This window comes from Xanthomonas fragariae (assembly GCF_900183975.1).
GTDB lineage: Bacteria > Pseudomonadota > Gammaproteobacteria > Xanthomonadales > Xanthomonadaceae > Xanthomonas > Xanthomonas fragariae.
In genome coordinates this window covers 94788-112998 of record NZ_LT853882.1, presented here as the reverse complement: position 1 = coordinate 112998, position 18211 = coordinate 94788, and the positions used below count along the sequence as shown (strand labels likewise).

10 protein-coding genes, 1 other RNA gene and 6 pseudogenes are annotated in these 18211 nt (G+C 62.2%); 8 read left to right on the top strand and 9 right to left on the bottom strand.

The features are described 5' to 3' along the window. Nucleotides 1–182 precede the first annotated feature (182 nt). The 3 genes from PD885_RS00510 to PD885_RS00495 form a co-directional block, all read right to left on the bottom strand. A complete protein-coding gene (locus PD885_RS00510) occupies nt 183–1088 on the bottom strand; it encodes a recombination-associated protein RdgC (protein WP_002803791.1) in 906 nt (301 codons plus the stop codon). A 63-nt stretch (nt 1089–1151) separates the two neighbouring features. Then, nucleotides 1152–2063, bottom strand: a complete 912-nt coding sequence (ttcA, locus tag PD885_RS00505) for a tRNA 2-thiocytidine(32) synthetase TtcA (protein WP_002803793.1) — start codon at nt 2061–2063, stop codon at nt 1152–1154. A gap of 364 nt (nt 2064–2427) precedes the next feature. Next, the gene (locus PD885_RS00495; RefSeq protein ID WP_231892766.1) at nt 2428–3453 is read right to left on the bottom strand and encodes a LacI family DNA-binding transcriptional regulator; all 1026 of its coding nucleotides are present in this window, start codon (nt 3451–3453) and stop codon (nt 2428–2430) included. Here PD885_RS00495 and PD885_RS22370 point away from each other — a divergent pair. From PD885_RS22370 to PD885_RS22885, 4 genes and pseudogenes are all read left to right on the top strand, one after another. Then, nucleotides 3395–3520 carry a hypothetical protein gene (locus PD885_RS22370; protein WP_257784599.1) on the top strand — a complete coding sequence of 42 codons (126 nt, stop codon included), beginning with the start codon at nt 3395–3397 and terminating at the stop codon, nt 3518–3520. The two genes, PD885_RS00495 and PD885_RS22370, sit on opposite strands and share 59 nt — an antisense overlap. 142 nt (nt 3521–3662) lie before the next feature. Continuing rightward, nucleotides 3663–4033: pseudogene (locus tag PD885_RS21800) on the top strand (hypothetical protein); the annotation flags it as partial. Between the two features lie 143 nt (nt 4034–4176). Continuing rightward, a pseudogene (locus PD885_RS00485) lies at nt 4177–6795 on the top strand (glycoside hydrolase family 3 protein). A gap of 166 nt (nt 6796–6961) precedes the next feature. Next, a pseudogene (locus PD885_RS22885) lies at nt 6962–7122 on the top strand (mannitol dehydrogenase family protein); the annotation flags it as partial. 9 nt (nt 7123–7131) lie between these two features. Here PD885_RS22885 and PD885_RS00475 read toward each other — a convergent pair. Both PD885_RS00475 and PD885_RS00470 read right to left on the bottom strand, forming a co-directional pair. Then, nucleotides 7132–8501: pseudogene (locus tag PD885_RS00475) on the bottom strand (IS5 family transposase). Nucleotides 8502–8737: 236 nt separating this feature from the next. Then, nucleotides 8738–8938, bottom strand: a pseudogene (locus PD885_RS00470) (IS3 family transposase); the annotation flags it as partial. Nucleotides 8939–9136: 198 nt separating this feature from the next. Here PD885_RS00470 and PD885_RS00465 point away from each other — a divergent pair. The 3 genes from PD885_RS00465 (at nt 9137) to PD885_RS00455 (ending at nt 11584) form a co-directional block, all read left to right on the top strand. Further along, on the top strand, nt 9137–10240 hold the full coding sequence (locus PD885_RS00465) for a type I restriction endonuclease (protein WP_088057088.1): 1104 nt from the start codon (nt 9137–9139) through the stop codon (nt 10238–10240). Between the two features lie 142 nt (nt 10241–10382). Beyond that, nucleotides 10383–10456, top strand: a non-coding RNA gene (locus PD885_RS00460) — sX9 sRNA. A gap of 321 nt (nt 10457–10777) precedes the next feature. After that, a complete protein-coding gene (locus PD885_RS00455; RefSeq protein WP_002801519.1) occupies nt 10778–11584 on the top strand; it encodes an IS5 family transposase in 807 nt (268 codons plus the stop codon). A gap of 394 nt (nt 11585–11978) precedes the next feature. On the opposite strand, the pseudogene PD885_RS00450 reads toward PD885_RS00455, so the two are convergent. Then, nucleotides 11979–12391, bottom strand: a pseudogene (locus PD885_RS00450) (transposase family protein); the annotation flags it as partial. A 188-nt stretch (nt 12392–12579) separates the two neighbouring features. On the opposite strand from PD885_RS00450, the gene PD885_RS00445 reads away from it, so the two are divergent. After that, nucleotides 12580–12783, top strand: a complete 204-nt coding sequence (locus PD885_RS00445) for a YdcH family protein (RefSeq protein ID WP_040762144.1) — start codon at nt 12580–12582, stop codon at nt 12781–12783. Between the two features lie 231 nt (nt 12784–13014). Here the strand turns inward: PD885_RS00445 and PD885_RS00440 are convergent, their stop codons facing one another. The 3 genes from PD885_RS00440 to PD885_RS00430 form a co-directional block, all read right to left on the bottom strand. Then, nucleotides 13015–13995, bottom strand: coding sequence for a zinc-binding dehydrogenase (locus PD885_RS00440; RefSeq protein WP_002803588.1), 981 nt, complete (start codon nt 13993–13995; stop codon nt 13015–13017). 479 nt (nt 13996–14474) lie between these two features. Then, nucleotides 14475–17144, bottom strand: coding sequence for a glycerol-3-phosphate 1-O-acyltransferase PlsB (plsB, locus tag PD885_RS00435; RefSeq protein WP_040762146.1), 2670 nt, complete (start codon nt 17142–17144; stop codon nt 14475–14477). Further along, nucleotides 17144–18118: a hypothetical protein gene (locus PD885_RS00430; RefSeq protein WP_002803590.1), complete on the bottom strand. Its 975-nt coding sequence runs from the start codon at nt 18116–18118 to the stop codon at nt 17144–17146. The genes plsB and PD885_RS00430 overlap by 1 nt, the downstream gene beginning before the upstream one ends. Nucleotides 18119–18211: the final 93 nt, after the last annotated feature.

Genomic DNA, 18211 nt, shown 5'->3' with positions numbered 1-18211 from the left:
GCATGCGTACGGCGGTACTTGGCGCAATGCGCCACACCCAGCCAGACCGGTTAGCTGGGCGCGCGCAGCAACGACACGTCAGCGGCCTGCGCGATACGCGATCGGCGCGCAGCAAAGTGCAGGATGGCACCATCGATGCGTGACCAGATGCGGTCTGCACCGGCGCCCGGCCACTGTCGGCATTACTCCGCCTTGCTGAGTTTTAACGCCGTTTCCAGCAACAGGAACAGGCGTCGCACTTCGGCGCTCATCAGTGCGAAGCGCGCATCCAGTTCGGCGCGAGCGCCTTCGTCGTCACTGTGCTCGAGCTGGTCCAGTGCGCCATCGAGGAACTTGAGCTTGCGGATCACCAGATCGTCGCCGAGCACGAACGACAGATTGTCGTCCAGCACCAGCGCCAGCTTGGTGACCTGCTTGCCGGCTTCCAGATGCTTGTCGATCTCGTCGCCGCGCAGTTCCTGGTGCTGGCACTTGACCACCGCGCCGCCTTCGATGGGGTCCTTCATCTCGCACTCTTCGCCCAGGCTCAGGCCTTCGGGCAAGGGCTCGCCGGCGATCCAGCCGGTGAGGACGGCGCGCGGTGCCACTTCGGCGTTCAACGGCAGCGCCGGAAAGCTGCCGAGCGCGCCACGGATCTCGCTCATCACGTTCTCGCCACTCTTGCGGCTGGAGGTGTTGACCGCGATGTAGCCATGCTGCAGATCCAGGATGGCGTCGGTGCGCGAGCTCTTGACGAAAGCGCGCGGCAGCAGCTCATGAATCAGGTCGTCCTTGAGCCGCTTGCGCGCCTTGCCACCGGGGCGACGGCCTTCTTTCTCTTCGATCTCGGCGACCTTGCGCTCGAGCAGATCGTTGACCACCGCGCCGGGCAGGATCTTGTCCTCGCTACCGACGGTGAGCCACAAAAAATCTTCCAGGCGGTGCGAAAGCACTTCCTGCTCGTCGCGACCGAATGGAGAGATGAAACCGCGCGAGCTTATTTCCAGCGGGCCGACCGGCTTGAGCTGCACCTGCGGCAACAGCGTATCGATTTCGGAAAAATCCAGCGTGGTCGGAAAACGGAACAAGGTGAGATTGCGAAAGAACATGCGTAAGACCAAAGAAGAAGAAACGTGGAGTGTGGAAGGCGGACGGCGACCGGGTGGGCCGCGTCAGTCGCTGTCGTGTGGGGTGTCGCTGGCGGCCAGCCATGCGTTCGAATCGGGACCGGCCGCTGCTGCGTCGCTGCGGCCCAGCGACCAGAAATCGAACAGCGTGCGGTCCGCCATTTGCGCGGGGCGCACATCGCCTAGTGCGCGGGCGATCTGATCGACCCGCCCCGGCTGCTCACGGTCCCACTGCTGCAACATCCTGCCGACCTGCTGGCGCTGCAGGTTTTCCTGGCTACCGCACAGGTTGCACGGAATGATCGGAAACTGGCGTGCCTGCGCGTAGTCGGCGATGTCGGCTTCACGCACATAGGCCAGCGGGCGGATCACCACATGCTGGCGGTCGTCGCTGTGCAGCTTGGGCGCCATCGCCGCGAGCCGGGCGTGGTGAAACAGGTTCATAAAAAACGTGGCCACGATGTCGTCGCGATGATGGCCGAGCGCGATCTTGGTCACGCCATGCGCCTGCGCATAGGCGTACAGCGCGCCGCGCCGCAGACGCGAGCACAGCGAACACATCGTTTTGCCAGCCGGAATCACCCGGCTGACCACCGAATAGGTGTCCTGCTCGACGATGTCGAACGGCACGCCGAGGTTGCGCAGATAGCTCGGCAACACGTGGGCGGGGAAGTCCGGCTGCTTCTGGTCCAGATTGACCGCCACCAGGGTGAACGGCACCGGCGCCTTGCGCTGCAACTGCAGCAGCATGTCCAGCATGGTGTAACTGTCCTTGCCGCCGGACAGGCACACCATGATCTTGTCGCCGGCCGCGATCATGCCGAAGTCGGCAATCGCCTGACCCACCTGGCGCTGCAGGCGTTTGGCCAGGCGCAGCTGCTCGGGCGGTAACCGCTGGCGCGGGTCACGCGGCGCAGGGTCGGTCAGAGGGTGCGGCAGCGGCAGGGCAGCGGTCATAAGCCGGCCATTGTAGCTGCCCCGAGCGCGGCAGGCCGGTGCCGAGCGTGCGCGGCTGAATGAGCGGTCAGTCGGCTGATGGCAGCTCGTTCCGGGCCTGTGCGCCCTGTCGTGACGCGAGCGAACCCATCGCGCTGGAACAGCGGCGCGCCGAGCGTTACGGCAGCTTGGACAGCGGCGCTGGTGCGGCGTTTGCCGACGGCACCATCACGTTGGGATGTGGTCAAATATGCCGCGAGCAGCGGTGAGCCCACGCAGATCAGCGGCCACCAGGATGCATAAGAAAACCTGATCAATCAGTCTCTGAAGCGTTGATGTTGCGCAGGTAATCGCCTGCTGCGCGCGCGCACCGTTGCGTGCAGCGCTACGGTGACTCGGTTGTCTCCGACGCAGCCGGCGCGGTCACCGAATCCCGCTTGACCAACAGGTGCGGGACTACATGATCGACCATCTTCGCCGTGCGCTCCTTGGCGCGAATCGTCTTCAACACGATATCCAGCGCGGCATCGGCCATTGTGGCGATGGGCTGCTGCACGGTGGTGAGTTCGGGCCACACGGCCGTGGCGGCGGAGGTATCGTCGAAGCCGACCACCGACAGATCGCGTGGCACATCTAGCCCGCGTCGATGCGCGACCGAAATCGTAGCGGCGGCCATGTCGTCGTTGCTGGCGAAGATGGCGCTGGGGCGACGTTTGCGCGCCAGCAGTTTTTCCGCAGCGATCAAACCCGACTTGTAGGTGTAGTCACCCGGCTTCACCAGATGCCGATCCAATCGCAACCCGGCATCGGCCAGCGCAGCCTGGAAACCTTCGAAACGACGCGTACTCGCAGACAAATTGGGATTCCCGGCGATATAGCCGATGCGCGTATGCCCCTGGGCGATCAGATGCTCGGTGATTTCCTTGGCAGCGGCGAATTCGTCGATACGCACGCAGGCCACGTCGGGAAGGAAATGGTTGGAGGCGATCGCCACCACCGGCACCTTGGCGCGCACCAGTGCCAATACCACCGCCTTCGACTCGCACAACGGTGGCGGCAGGATCGCCCCAGCAACGCCTTTGGCGAGCTTGCGTGCGGCCTTACGCTCGGCATCGGCATCCAGGTCGTCCCAGCAATCGATCACCAGCTGGATCGAAGTGCCCGATACCACCCGCAACACGCCCAGCAGCAACTCGCGCAGGTACGCGCCCCTAGGGTCGCTATAGATCAATGCGATGCGCGTACTCTGCGCGGCTGCCAGCGCGCTTGCCGCAAGGTTGGGCGTATAGCCCAGCTTGTCGACCGCGCGCCGGACTCGCTCGCGGGTCGCATCGCGCACGCTGCGGTTGTTGTTGACCACACGCGAGACCGTCATTGGCGACACCTTCGCCAGCGCCGCCACTTCATCGATGGTAGTTGCGCGGCTGGTGCGGCGGACCGATTTCCTGACCTTCTCCAAGCGTGGCCTCTTCAAGTGAGTGCGAAAGCTCCGGGATGCACACGTGCTATTGCTACAACCCCGGTGCCATGTGCCTGCATGCGTGTGCAGGTCATGGTACCGGGAAGCAGGCAGAGCGGCGACATGCGCCTAAGCACGTCCACGCCGCTGGAACATGCCGCATGCGCCTGATAGGACGCTGTGACGAGTATTGTCGTGCGTTGGTGCTGATGTGGCTGGCGCTGCCATGTGGCGGCATGTTGGCCACTGCCGGTGCACATCCCGAGAACGGCTACGATTTATGGTTTCGCTACCAGTGGCTGGCCAATGCCAAGCCATTGCGTGATAGCGCAAGCGAGCTGGTGGTCATTGGCGACGTGCCGACCTTGCACGTGGCGCGTGAGGAATGACAACGCGGCTGCATCTGCGCATGCTAAATCATTGGCACAGCCTCGATGGCCTGGCCGAACGGGACCATGCCGGTGCCTCGCTGTGGAACTGGCTGTCGTTCTTCGATACCGATGGCACTGCGTACCTGCTCAACAACGGCTCACCGGAAGGCACACCGTTCGGCAGCATGCTCGGGCCTTTTGCCCAGTGGGAACCGGACCGTACCACGGAGAGCTGACCATGCATTCGCACCCCGCCCACCTCACCACTGCCGCACGGCGCGCACTTGCACGCGGCGTGCTGGCGATGACGCTTGCGGCAGGCAGCACACAGGCTGCAACGCCGCCGCCGTATCTGGACACGCAACGCGCTTTCGACGCGCGCGCCGCCGATCTGGTGTCGCGCATGACGCTGGAACAAAAAGCTGCGCAGATGCAGAACGACGCGCCCGCCATCGCGCGCCTGCACGTTCCTGCCTAAGACTGGTGGAACGAAGCGCTGCATGGCGTTGCGCGTGCAGGCGGTGCCACGGTGTTTCCGCAAGCCATCGGGTTGGCGGCCACATTCGACACGCCGTTGATGGCCGACGTCGCCACCGCCATCAGCGACGAAGCACGCGCCAAGCATCACGCCTTTCTCGCGCGCGGCGAACACAAGCGCTATCAGGGACTCACGTTCTGGTCGTCGAACATCAACATCTTTCGCGATCCGCGCTGGGGCCGTAGGCAGGAAACCTATGGCGAAGATCCGTTCCTGACCGCACGCATGGGCGTGACCTTCGTGCAAGGCCTGCAAGCGCAGCAAGGCCCGTATCGCAAGCTCGATGCCACCGCCAAGCACTTCGCTGTGCACAGCGGCCCGGAGGCCGACCGTCATCATTTCGATGTGCATCCGAGCGAACGCGATCTCTACGAAACCTATTTGCCTGCGTTTCAAGCCCTGGTGCAGGAAGGTAAGGTCGCTGCGGTGATGGGCGCCTACAACCGCGTCAATGGCCAGTCCGCATCGGCCAGCGCACGGCTGGAAGGCATTCTGCGCCGCGATTGGGGCTTCCACGGTTACATCGTCAGCGACTGCGCCGCCATTGGCGACATCTGGCAGAACCACAAGATCGTGCCCACGCCCGAGGCCGCCGCCGCGCTCGGCGTCAAGCACGGCACCGACCTGGATTGCGGCGTTACCTATGCCGCGTTGCCGGCTGCGGTACGCGCAGGCTTGATCGACGAAGCCGGCATCGACACCTCGCTCAAGCGCTTGATGACCACGCGCATGCGGTTGGGCATGTTCGACCCGTTGGCCAAGGTGCCGTGGGCGCAGATTCCGGCCTCGGCCAATCAATAGCCGCAGCATGATGCACTGGCGCGCCGCACCGCGCGCGAGTCCCTGGTGTTGTTGAAAAACTACGGCTTGCTGCCGCTCAAGTCCACGCTCAAGCGCATCGCCGTGATCGGCCCCACCGCAGACGACCCGATGTCGCTGCTGGGCAATTATTACGGCATCCCCGCCGCGCCAGTCACCATTCTGCAAGGCATCCGCGATGCCGCACCGCAGGCAAAAGTGGTCTACGCACGCGGCAGCAATCTGGTGGAGGGCCGCGAAGACCCCAACGCCACCGCGCCGATCGACACGCGCTATCTGCGCACGGCTGCAGGCGCCACGCAGAACGGCCTCACCGGCGAATACTTCCGTGGTCGAGCGTTGGCTGGCCAACCGGCGCTGACCCGCATCGACCCACGCATCGCGTTCCGCTGGGATCGCAATGCACCCACCGACGATGCGGTAGGGCGCGGCGAGTTGCATGCAGACCGCGCGCTCGGCAAGAACGACTTCAGCGTGCGCTGGCATGGGCAATTGCTGCCGCCGGTGTCAGGCACCTACATGCTGCAGATCGCCGCCGACGATGGCGTACGTCTGTACCTGGACGGCAGGCTGCTGATCGACCAATGGAGCGACGCCCCACGCATGCGCGGCGGCAATGTCAGTGTCGCGTTGCAAGCTGGAAAGGCCTACCACTTGCGCGTTGAATATTACGAGGCCACCCGCGATGCAGGTGTGCGCTTGGCATGGCGTATGCCCGGTGCCAAACCGCCATTGCGCGAAGCGGTGGACGCCGCGCGCAACGCCGATGTAGTGGTGTTCGTCGGCGGCCTCACCGGCGATGTCGAAGGCGAAGAGATGGACGTCAACTACCCCGGCTTTGCCGGCGGCGACCGCACCGACACGCGCCTGCCCAAACCACAACGCGACCTTCTGCAAGCGCTGCAGGCCACCGGCACGCCAATCGTAGTGGTACTGACCACCGGCTCGGCTTTGGAGATCGACTGGGCGCAGCAACACGTACCCGCCATCCTGCTGGCCTGGCACCCCGGCCAACGCGGCGGCAGCGCCGTGGGCGATGTGCTTTTCGGCCATGCCAGTCCCGGCGGCCGCTTGCCGATCACATTCTACAAGCAAGACGAGCGCCTGCCCGCCTTCGACGACTACGCCATGCGCGGCCGCACTTACCGCTACTTCGCAGGCAAGCCGCTGTACCCGTTCGGCCATGGTTTGTCGTATACGCAATTTGCGTATTCCGATCTAGGCCTTGATCGCAGCACACTGGCAGCCGATAGCTCACTGCGCGCCACAGTAAAAGTGAAGAACACCGGCCAACGCGCAGGCGATGAAGTCGTGCAGCTCTATCTGCACCCGCTCACACCGCAGCGCGAACGCGCCATCAAGGAACTGCAGGGCTTCCAGCGCATCACCCTGCAACCGGGCGAACAACGCGAACTGCGCTTCACCATCACACCCCGCGACGCCCTGCGCATCTACGACGACCAACGCAAAGCGTATGCCGTGGACCCAGGCGCATACGAGGTGCAGATAGGCGCCTCCAGCGCAGACATCCGCAGCAAACAAGGTTTCACCGTCACCGACAAATAACGCCTCCAAAGCTCCTCGGCCTGCAGGACCCCGGTCCCCTCTATGGGGAGAAGGGTTGGGGTGCGGGTACGGTCAGCAAGCGACCTTGCAGCACCTCACAATTCCAAACAAAACCCCCATGCCACTCCCATAACTCTCCCTCACACCCCACCCCTTCCTACCCGAAATCACGCTAAAACCCAACGACAACCCCATACAAACCATCATCGTCATCGTCCACCTGGGCGTTGGCGCCTTCCACCGCGCGCAACAAGCCGTCTATATCGACGACCTGCTGCCGAAACCCCCACCTGGGCCATCTGCGCCGTCTCGTTAGTCGTCCCTGAAAAATCCCCTTCAAGCGCCAAGTGCCGTCGGTGACAGCGGCACGGCACTCAAGGATGACCATCCCATCGCCCGCATCCAGGCACGCAAAAACACGATCCAGCGCAGCAGCCAACGCAGGTTGTAGCCGGCCGCGCAGCCGAGCACGTGCAGCGCATCGCCTTGGGCACCTTTCAGCCTGCAGCGACGCAACCGGCAGTCGTCTTTCAGATGTCCGATCACCGGCTCCACCGCCTGCCGTCGCTTGATCCAGCGCCATTGCCGTCGCGTCAGCGTCTTGGCCTTGCCGCGATGCAGGACCTGCACGCCACATCGACCTCGCGCCCGCGATCGCCCAGGTCCACGATCGCCACCGTCGGTTCTACGCTCACATCCTGCAGCAACCCGCGTGTCTGCTCCAGCTGCTCGGCCAAGGTATCGCCGTCGTACGGGTTGCCCGGGAAGCTGCGCGCACCCACGACCAATCCCTTGCAGGCGGTGACTGCAATGCCGACCTTGACGCCGAATTCGTACGCTTGACGCGCCTTGCCCTTGCCGATGCATTCCACTTCCGGGGCATGCAATGCGTACAGTTTTTGTTTGTCCTTCGGACGCTGCGTGTACAGCCGTTGCGCACGTTCCAGCCAGACAGCGATGCGCTCGCGCACGCCGGTGTTTACCTGATCGAGTTTGCGTTGGATGTCGCGCATGAGCCGTCCCAGCACTGTGCGTTGACGTCGCAGCACGCGCTGCATGCGCTTGAACTGGCGCGCATGCGCATACCGACCTGCCTTGCGGCTCAGGGCCGGGCCTTGCCGCGCGTAGCTCTGCCGCAATCCGATGCCGTGCCGCTTGGCCAGTAACACCAGCTTCTTGCGTGCCACCTCCAGCAAACGGCTGTCGGTCGGATAGGCGATCGCCTTTTCCTGCACCGTGGTGTCCACGATCACCCGCGACAACTCGCGTGCGTCCACCGCCTGCATCGCATGCGCGGCGTTGATGGTGTGCGCCAGCAGCTCTTCCATCCCGGTCTCACCCAGGCGCTGCCGCCAGCGCGTCAGCGAGCTGGCATCGCACGGCAAACGCGTCTGGAACACGACCTCACCGGTGAAGAACTGCCAGTACGGATTCTCCAGCCAGCGCTCGCACACCGCTTCATCGGACAGGTCGTAGGCGTGTTTGAGGTAGAGCAAACCGGCAATCAGCCGCACCGGCAATGCCGGCCGACCGCCACCGGCCTGGGTGGCCGGCAAGCGCGATGAAAGTGCTTGTTCCAACGCCGTCCACGGCATCCGTTGGCTCAGCCGCGCCAGCCGATGACGCAGATCGATCTGGTTCTCCAGCCGCGAACGAAACAACTCGTCGGCAGGCATGTCTTCGGCAGCAGGACGGCGTGTACGCATGACTGAAAATTGCCAGAAACCAGCCTTCAGCGTAGCGAACACTGGTAGTTCTGGCACGCCGGTGCAGACATCAAGGCCTTGCGGTCGTTGGGTGGTTGGGGTTTTTCAGGGGCGACTCGTTACACAGCCCACACGTACGCGACGCCCTACGTCACCTTCCCGCGCCTGATGGTCGACAGCGTCATCCCCAGCGACCACAGCGTCTGCTCAACGGGCCACACTCCGCACTCGCTTATCTAAGTGTTCAGTCCCGGCATTAGATGCATCGAATCCACCTTGAACCGCTTGGGTTCGGATGTCCGCTGCTTGCAGATGAATTCTTACGGTGTCTGGCCCTTCAGGGCATTGAGCCTGCGAGCGGAGTTGTAGGCGTCGATGAAGTCGGCCAGATGCTGATGCAGTTGTGCGTGGTCGTCGTAGTGGAAGTGTTGCAACGTGCCTACACCGCGCTCAATGCTGCAAGTCCAGTAGGCGTGCTGCGGTGGTGCGCTCAAAGTCATTCAAGCATCGCTTTGATGCGACAGACCGTTCAACCGGGCTGATCCATAAATCCGAAAAAATAATTTCTCGGATTGCACTCTGACCTGCATCTGCTGTGGTAAACATTGTCACATCGGGGGGAAGGGGCAACTGGGATGGATTTCATTGATCAACTGCGTGCGCTTGCAAGAGACATCAGTACGAACCGCGCACTGATTCAAATGGAAGAAGCCACCAAGAATGCAATGGTGATGCCTCTCATCCAGATTCTGGGGTACAACGTTTTCGACCCGCTTGAGGTCACCCCGGAAATTGTGGCGGATGTTGGAACCAAAAAGGGCGAGAAGGTTGATTACGCCATCCTTCGCGACGGCAAGCCCATCATCCTCTTCGAATGCAAGAGGGCAGGCGCTGAACTGAGCATCAACCACGCCAGCCAACTCTTCCGCTACTTCCACGTCACTGCCGCTCGCTTCGGGGTTCCCACCAACGGCTTGGTCTATCGATTCTTCACCGACTTGGAACAGCCAAACAAGATGGATGAGAAACCGTTCTTTGAGTTCAACATCTTGGACTTCAAGGACCGCGACGTTGAAGAACTGAAAAAATTCGCAAAGGCCGCGTTCGATCTGGACACCATCCTGACGACTGCGAACGAGCTGAAGTACACACGAGCGATTCAAACAAGGCTGGCGGAGTGGATGCATCATCCAAACGAAGAATTCGTCAAACTGGTTTCCGCCGACCTCGTCGGGAATCGACGCTTTACACCTGCAATCCGCGATAAGTTCACATCGATCACACGTCGTGCCTTTGATCAGCTGATCAGCGAGCGCATCAATGAGCGACTTAAAGGAGCAATGGCACCTGAAGCGATCTCAATCGGTGAGCATCCGGTGACTGTCGTTGCGGACCAACCCGCCACGACGACGTCACCACTGATAGCCGACTCTCTGATCGTCACCACACCGGAAGAAATCGAAGGCTTCCACATCATTCGGGCAATCGTACGTGAAGTGATTCCTGGCAAGCGTGTTTTCATGAGAGACGCACAAACCTATTGTGCCATCCTTCTTGACGACAATAACAGGAAACCGATCTGCAGACTTCGCTTCAATAATCTTCAGAAGCTACGACTTGGAATTTTCAATCAGGACAAAGAAGAGGAGCAGCTTGATATCAGCTCGATCGACGACATCTACAGCTTTGCAGACAGGATCAAGGCCACCGTCAACGCTTATTTGCCTCAGGAAGTCTGACCACGGATCAGCGAGCCTCTGGACAACTCACCGGCATCCAGCCAACTTCTGAGCAATTCATGGCGTAGCGGGTGAACTTGGAGTGGCTAACGAAACTATTGCGCTCACCGTCAGGCGGGCGCGGCTGGCGCTCAGAAGCGTCATGTAGCACTCGCACTCCGGTTCTGAGCGCGCCTTCTTCACCCACCTGACGAATGCGCAATAGTTTTGTTAGCCGCTCTTACACGCAGCGACACGAGAGTTACTACAATGCCAAATATTCTTTGCGAGGTAAATGTCATTTTTAATAAATTCGGCTTTATAGTGGCTCTTGCTGCTTTTTCATTTGATATAAGTGCATTTTAAGAAATAAAAGATTAAGAAGTGGGAGGAAGCCTCCGTGGAGGCCCAGTCTCAGGCGCTCTCATTCGTTGAAGACGTTTCCCGTGCACGAAGTGCGGGTTTATCTGTCGCCGCTAGCGAGATAGGCGTTTCGGATACAGTAGCTGTTTCTAGAGCGTGTTATGAACTTTGCCCTTGTCACGCTAACGTATACGGATGAAGCCTCGTAAGCCTTATTCCACCGATATTTCCGACGAAGAATGGGCCTTTGCGGCTCCCTATTTGACGCTGATGGACGTGCAGGCACCGCAGCGCAAGTATGAGCTACGCGCGATGTTCAACGCACTGCGGTGGATCGCGCGCGCCGGCGCACCATGGCGATTGCTTCCCAACGATTTTCCGCCCTGGGAAGCGGTGTATCAGCAAACACAGCGCTGGCTGCAAGCGGGCTGCTTTGAGGCCATGGTCAGTGATCTGCGCTCACTCTTGCGTGTGGCGCAAGGGAAAAAAGGCCAGCCGAGCGCGGTCATTTTCGATGCTCGCACGCTGCAGTCCACCTGCGAAAGCGGGCCGCGTGCTGGATACGATGGCTATAAACGCAAGAAAGGCAGCAAGGTACACATGGCCGTCGATACGCTTGGACATCTGCTCGCTGTCCAGGTGACGCCGGCTAATGAGCAGGAGCGCGCGCAAGTCCGATCGTTGGCACAAGAGGTACAACACGTGACCGGTGAAACGGTCAAGATCGCCTTTGTTGATCAGGGCTACACCGGTCAAGAACCGGCGCAGGCGGCCACGGAAGAAGGCATTGAGTTGCACGTGATCAAGCTGCAAGAAGCGAAAAAAGGCTTTGTCTTGCTGCCGCGCCGTTGGGTTGTCGAGCGCAGCTTCGGATGGGCCAATCGTTTCAGACGGCTGGCACGCGACTACGAGCGATTGCCGGAAACCTTGGCCGGTTTGCACTTCGTCGTCTTCACGATCCTGATGCTTGGAAATGCAGCCACCCTCTTTCAAAGTTCATAACACGCTCTAAGACCAGCGATTTGCCAAAGATCCAGCGTGGCACGCAGAAGCGTTTCGGAAATGTACTCTTCGACACTCAGTTGCGGGAGGAAAACGGCAAGCCAGTAGTTATCTTAGAAGCAAGTCAGGGCTGTATACATTGGGACTTTGCAAAGCAGAAGCTGTTGCTTGGAAGGGTGGTCTTGCCACCGCTGGCTAACGATCCCAGGCCGACGTTCGGTTACGCGCTTTTTTCCGGGGGATCGGCAGCGACAATGTTTTTCGATGCGACAGGATCTAATTGTTTGACAGGCGTTAGAATTGAGGATCCCACAAGGCTAACGCGCCAGATTCGCGAAAGTGAATTGGAAGCAGGGAGGAAATGATCGAGTTCTAAGGAAGCTCTGAACAATTAGCCACGCCAGCCGGCGATGCGCTCCAGGGTGCCCATCACGCGCGCCGTCGGCAGGTTTAGGTCTACCTCGATGGCCAACGCTTCACGGCTGAAGTCGTCGATGATGTTGAACGTGCGAAAGCAGCGTCCGTTCCACAGCGTATCGGACATCAAATCGATCGACCAACCCGCGTCGAGCCGATCGCCGCACACCAGCGGCTGCGCATGCCGCATGGGCACGCGGCGTCGCAAATTGCGCGTCATCAGGCAGTACATGCGCCGTACCCTCTTGTGATTCCACGCCAGCCGCGCCCGCCGATGCACTGGAATAACCTCCCGAAGCCGCGCTCGGGAAAGCGTTCGACCAACTCCGATAGCACCGCGATCACTTCCTCGTCCCGGTCGGGCCGATGCACGTCGCGCGCCGTGGAGCGCACCTTGGGTTTCCTTGGGGCTAGTGTGACCCGAGACCTCTGGATCTATGCGTGGACTGATTTTAGCGGGAGGTGACAGGATGAGGCGCGCCGCCGTTTCGCCAGCGGAGCGCAGGAATTGCCGCAGCCTCGGGCATGTTGGCAAGCGGGGGTGACGCGCGCAGCCTGGGGTTGTGTATGCTCGGGGGGTGGAAACCCTCTCACCCGCCGAGATTGTCGAGCAGATCGCCGAGTTGCGACGCGCCCACCGTGCGTTGGACGAAGAGATCCAGCGCTTGCCCGCGAACATGGAAGACGAGTTGCAGATGAAGCGCTTGAAGAAGCGCAAGCTGCATATCAAGGACTGTATTACGCGGCTGGAGATGGAGCTGGTGCCTGACGAGCCGGCTTGAGACTCTGTGTTCGGTGGCTTGGGTTCGCTTTGCGATAGCGCAAGTCCAGGCACGGTTACAGGCAGTCTGGTCAGCCGGCGATGGGGGCAGGGGCGTGGTTCATCGCGACTGCCTGCTTGAGCCGAGGCACATCGCGTTGGTCGCTTCGACTGTATCCTCGCCCCAACCCTCTCACGGGGAAGAGAGGCTTTTCGGTGCCTCCTTGGCTCCATTCTGCCGCCTGGCTTGTCCTCAGCCCGCGCGCAGTAGGATCTTGCCGCGACGCCCGGGTTCAGCGCTTGCCGCTGCCGCTTTGCCGGCATCTTCCAGATCGAACACCGCTTCCACAGGCAAGGCCAGTCTGCCGTCGAGCGCGGCGTTCAGCAGTTCCCCGATCATGCGGCGCTTGTCCTCAGCTTGAGTGGCCTGCATGACCTTGCTGCCCCAGAAGCCGCGCACGGTGGCCTGCTTGAAGATCACATCACCACTGGAAATTTCCAACGGTTCGCCGGTCATCGAGCCGAACGAGACCAGCTCGCCACTTTCGGCAAGCAGGCCCAATAGATCGCCTGCCGCTTTGCCGGCGACCGAGTCGATCGCGCGCACGATCGGTGCATTGCCGGCCAGCGCGCGCACCTGGTCCTGCCAGCCACCCTGTGCGGTGGAGAACCCATTGCCGATACCAAGGGCCTTCAATTCGTCGACGCCGGCATCGCGACGCACGAGATTGATCACGTTAATACCGCGTGCGGCGGCGAACATGGCAACGGTTTTGCCGACGGCACCATTGGCGGTGTTTTGCACGATCCAGTCGCCTTTTTCGACGTGCAGGAATTCGATCAGCATCAATGCGCTTAAGGGCATGGCGATCAATTGGCAGCCGCGATCGTCGTCTAGTGCGTCGGGCAGCGGGACGACGCCGTCTGCGGAGGCTAGGAAGTATTCCGCCCAGCTTTCATGCACGCCGGCTGCGACGACACGTTGGCCAACTGGCAGATCTACGAAATCTTTGCCAAGTGCGTCGATCACGCCAGCTGCCTCGCTGCCGCCGATTGCGGGCAGTTCGGGCTTGTAGCCGTAGTTGCCGCGCACAGTCCAAAGGTCATGGTTGTGCATCGGCGAACGTCGCATTGCGATGCGCACCTGGCCCCTGCCTGGCTGGGGCGTGGGTCGCTCGCCGAGTCCAAGCACCTTGGCGGGGTCGCCGAATTGGGTGTGGAGAGCTGCGCGCATGGGAACCTCCTGCCGGGCGCGTAGTGCGACGCGCCCGCTCATTGTGAAAGGGTGGCGCGATGCTATCGGGTGGGCTGCAAGAAGCTGATGAAACGAAAGAAACTGTTGTGTGAAGTTTGTGGTGTTGGTGGAGTGCACCAATAGCCCAGAGCCTGTTGATGCGCGTGCTACCCGACCCTCATCCGCCCTTCGGTCCGCTTCTCCCCATGAAGGGGACCGAGGTCCCGGAGAGAGAAGGGAGCACCGGCCGCGTCTGCGCTCAACTGTTATTGCCCCACCATCGCATCGCCGCTTTACTCAACCGGCGGCACCACCACATTTGGCTTCGCCGCTTATCGACTCGCTCATTCGATCGTATGCTGCAACTCGCGCCCAAGAATGAACTTGTTGGCATCCTTCGCCCGCGCCGGACAAAACTATCTGCGCCATGATGCCGAGCGCATCGCCAGACGCCCGGTTCTCGCCGCCGACACCGTTGCCTAATCCTGCGGCTTGACCGCTTCCTGCGACTTGGCCGCTTCAGGGCTGACACGTTCGATGGTGTGACGCAGCTCGCGGCCAAGAATGAACTTGGCATCTTTCGCCCACGCGTCCAGCCGCTCATCAAACATCAGCTTGCTGTTTTCGTCGGGCCACACCAGACGCAGCTCGCGCAGCTTCTGGATGAAGCTGCGGAACAGGGTTTTGTCGAAGAACTCCGGGGCGGCCGGCGCGTACAGCAAGCTCAGACGCTGCGCGGCTTGTTGGCACAGGCTTTCCAGTTCGCTGGCGCCGAGCACGCCGGGGCCGTTCTTCACCAGCACCGAGATGGCGATGTAATAGCGCTCGAAGGCCTGCTGCAACGAGTGGCCGATCGCGCGCAAGCGGAACACCTCGTCGGTCTGCCCGGTGTTGCGTGCCAGGATGCCGCCGTCGTCGTCGGTGACGTTGAGCAGCAGGCCTTCGCGCACGAACATGTCGATGGTCTGTTCGATGCGTTCGGCAAAGCGATCTTCGCTCCACGGCAGAAACAACTCCGCCTGCAGGAACGGGTACACGGTGCGACCCAAACGCAGCAACCCGGCACGGCTCATGCGACGGTTGTTCTGGAAGCAGCACGCTACCCACGACGACGCGGTAAACAGGTGCAGCACATTGTTGCGGAAGTAGCTCAGCAACACCGCGGTGTCGCCGCTGACGCTCAGCACATCCCCCAGCGGATGCGACACGCGCGTAAGTACGTTGATCTCTTCGGCGTGGGTGATGATGCGCGCCGGGGTATGCGGGGTGACGGTGACGCGGTGCGAGTACGGCATCTCTGCCAGCAGCTTCTTGCACAACTCGATCTGTGCGATCAGGTCGGCCTCGCCCATCGCGTGCTTGGGCGTGGACAGCAGCGCCAGTGCGAGCAGGTTGATCGGGTTGACGTCGGCGGCGCAGTTGATGCGCGTCTGGATCTGCGTCGACAGCGTGTCCACCGCTGGCGCCAGCCAGGTGGGTTTTTCATCGTCGGGCAGCGGTTGGCCGTCCCAATCCGGCGCGTGCCTGGCAAGCACCTCGCTGAGCGCGATCGGCTCGCCGAAGTTCACCACCACCTGGCCGTAGTTCTGCTTGAGCACCTTGGGAATCGACCACAGCAGGCGCCAGATGGATTCTTTTTCTTTCGGTCGGCCGGTGAGTTCGTCGAGGTAGCTGTTGCCTTCCATCAGCTTCTCGTAGCCGATGTACACCGGCTGGAACAGCACCGGTTTGCGCGGCTGACGCAAATAAGCACGCAGCGTCATTGCGATCATGCCGCCCTTGGGTTGCAGCAGACGGCCGGTGCGCGAGCGCCCGCCTTCGACGAAGTATTCGATCGAATATCCACCGGCCACCAGTTGCGCGACGTATTCGCTGAGCACCGCCGAATACAGCGCGTTGCCGCGGATGCTGCGCCGGATGAAGAATGCACCGCCCTTGCGCAACAGCGTGCCGACCATCGGCAGATTTAGATTGATGCCAGCCACGATGTGCGGCGGCACGATGCCCCGTTCGTACAACAGGTAGCTCAGCAGCAGGTAATCCATGTGGCTGCGGTGACTGGGCACATAGACCACTTCGTGCCCAGGCGCGGCCTGCTTGAGCTTGTCCAGGTGATGCACCAGCACGCCGGCGTAGATACGGTTCCACACATGGGTCAGCAGGAAGCTCGCCGAGCGCACCACTGGGCTGGAATAGTCGGCGGCGATTTCCCAAGCATAGGCATGCGCCTTACGCCAGGCATCAACGTGCTTGCTGTTGTCGCGCTTGGCCTGGATGATGATGGCCTCGCGCACCGAGTCGGCGGCAAGCACCTGATCCACCAGCAGCCGACGGGTGGATAGATCCGGGCCGATCACTGCCTCGCGAATGCGCCGGAAGTGCATGCGCAGCACCCGCTGCAACTTGCGCAAGGTGCGCTCGGGCGGCAACCCCTCGGCAACGATCTGACGCAACGAGATCGGCTGAGCGAAGCGCACGATGGTGGTGCGGCCGTTGAGCAGCACCGACAACAGGCGGCGGAAACGGCCGACCAGCGCCCAGTTTTCCGAGAACAGCACCGCAAACCAGCCGCTCTGCTTGTCCGGCGCGCGGCCGACGAAGATCGACACCGGTACCAAATGCACGTCCAGTTCGTCGCGCACGCGGTGCGCCTGCAGCAGCTTGGCCAGCGAGTCGGAGTGGGTCTTGCCGCCACGCTGCTCGGGAATCAGCGAATTGCTGCTGCTGCGCCGTGACAGGGCCAGGTAGGCACGCTTGCGCTCCAGCGGGTCACCCGGCAACGGCACCAGCGGTGACGGCAGGCCGACCTCACGGCAGGCCTTGTCCAGGATCAGCGCGTTGGACAGGCCGTAGTCTTCCAGCACGTACACCACCGGGCTACCGTCGTCGTAGCGGCCGGGTTGGTCCGGTTCGATGGTCAGGCTCAGCCACGGGTCGGCCAGGCGGCCGAGCAGGCGCGCCCACCAGGGGCGTTTGGCGTTGCGGCCGGCCGCCAGCACCGGCGTAGTAAGCGGGGGGGTGTCCAACGCCGACGGCGCGGCAGACAGCGCCACGGAGGTCGCACCGGGGTTGGCGGCTGCGGCAGCGCTGGGCGGGGCGGGCTGGCCGTTCGGGAACGGCAGGGGATTCTGTTCTGGCATCGCGGTCATTATCGCCCAGCTGGGCGTTGCCCGGTGTTGGCGGGCATGGCGGGCGCAGCCGCCGGGGTGTCAGGCGTTGCAGCGGCATCGGGTAAGGGCTGGGCCGGCGCAGCGCTGAGCAGCGCCTGCACCTCGTCCTGGGTCTGCTGCTGGTACCAGTGCCCGTCACGCTTGATCAGGTCGACGGTCAGGTCGATGTCGTGCGCGGCCAGTAGATAGCGCAGCCGCACCTGGGCGCGGTCGCCGTCTTGCTTGATCAGGCCGGCGCGCAGCCCATCCAGGCTGTTGTCCAGCGACAGGTCGTAACGCTTCAGTACCTTCTTGCACGCTGACCAGAACGGCCCGAGCCGGCGCAGGCTTTCTTCCATGCCCAACCGCTGCAGATCGGCGTCGGACCTGATGCCAGTGGCGCGGGCCGCGGCTACCAGGTCGGCGATGCTGGCCTTGGCGCGCGTGCGATCGGCCAACGGCGCGGTGGCGGCCCAGGCGCTCAGGGCGTCGACCAATTGCACGTAATGGGCACGCTGCTCAGGCCGGTAGTCGTTGCGGCTGCGCAGATACTGCACGCCGAACTGGCCCAGCGACTGTGCGGCCTGGGCGATGCCCTGCGCTTGCCCAGCCAGTTGAGCATCGAAGGACTGTTGCAGGCCGCGCTCGGCGCCCGGCGCCGACAACGATCCCAGTAACGCGCCGACCTCATTGGGCAGCGGCAGCTCGGTCAGTGGCCAGCGACTGGCACCGCTACGCCAGGCTATTTCCAGTTGGGCGTACTGCGCAGGCGTGACCCGGATCCGTGCATAGGCGACCAGATCGTTGCGCCGCAGCGGCAGTGTCATCGACTGCATCGCCGCGGCCGGCTCGGCCTTGGCCCCCGGCAATGCAGCGGCAGTGTCGTTGCGCTGGCAGCCGCTGACGCATAGCGCGGCCAGTAGCGCCCACGCGATGGACTGGAACCGGCCTGCGCGGGCGGTAGATAGCGACATGCGCACGATGTTCCCCTTGATTTATGGGCGCATCTTGCTGCCTGAATGCACCGGCGGCAAGGCATGGCCCGTGCACCCAGGTATGGCCGCAAG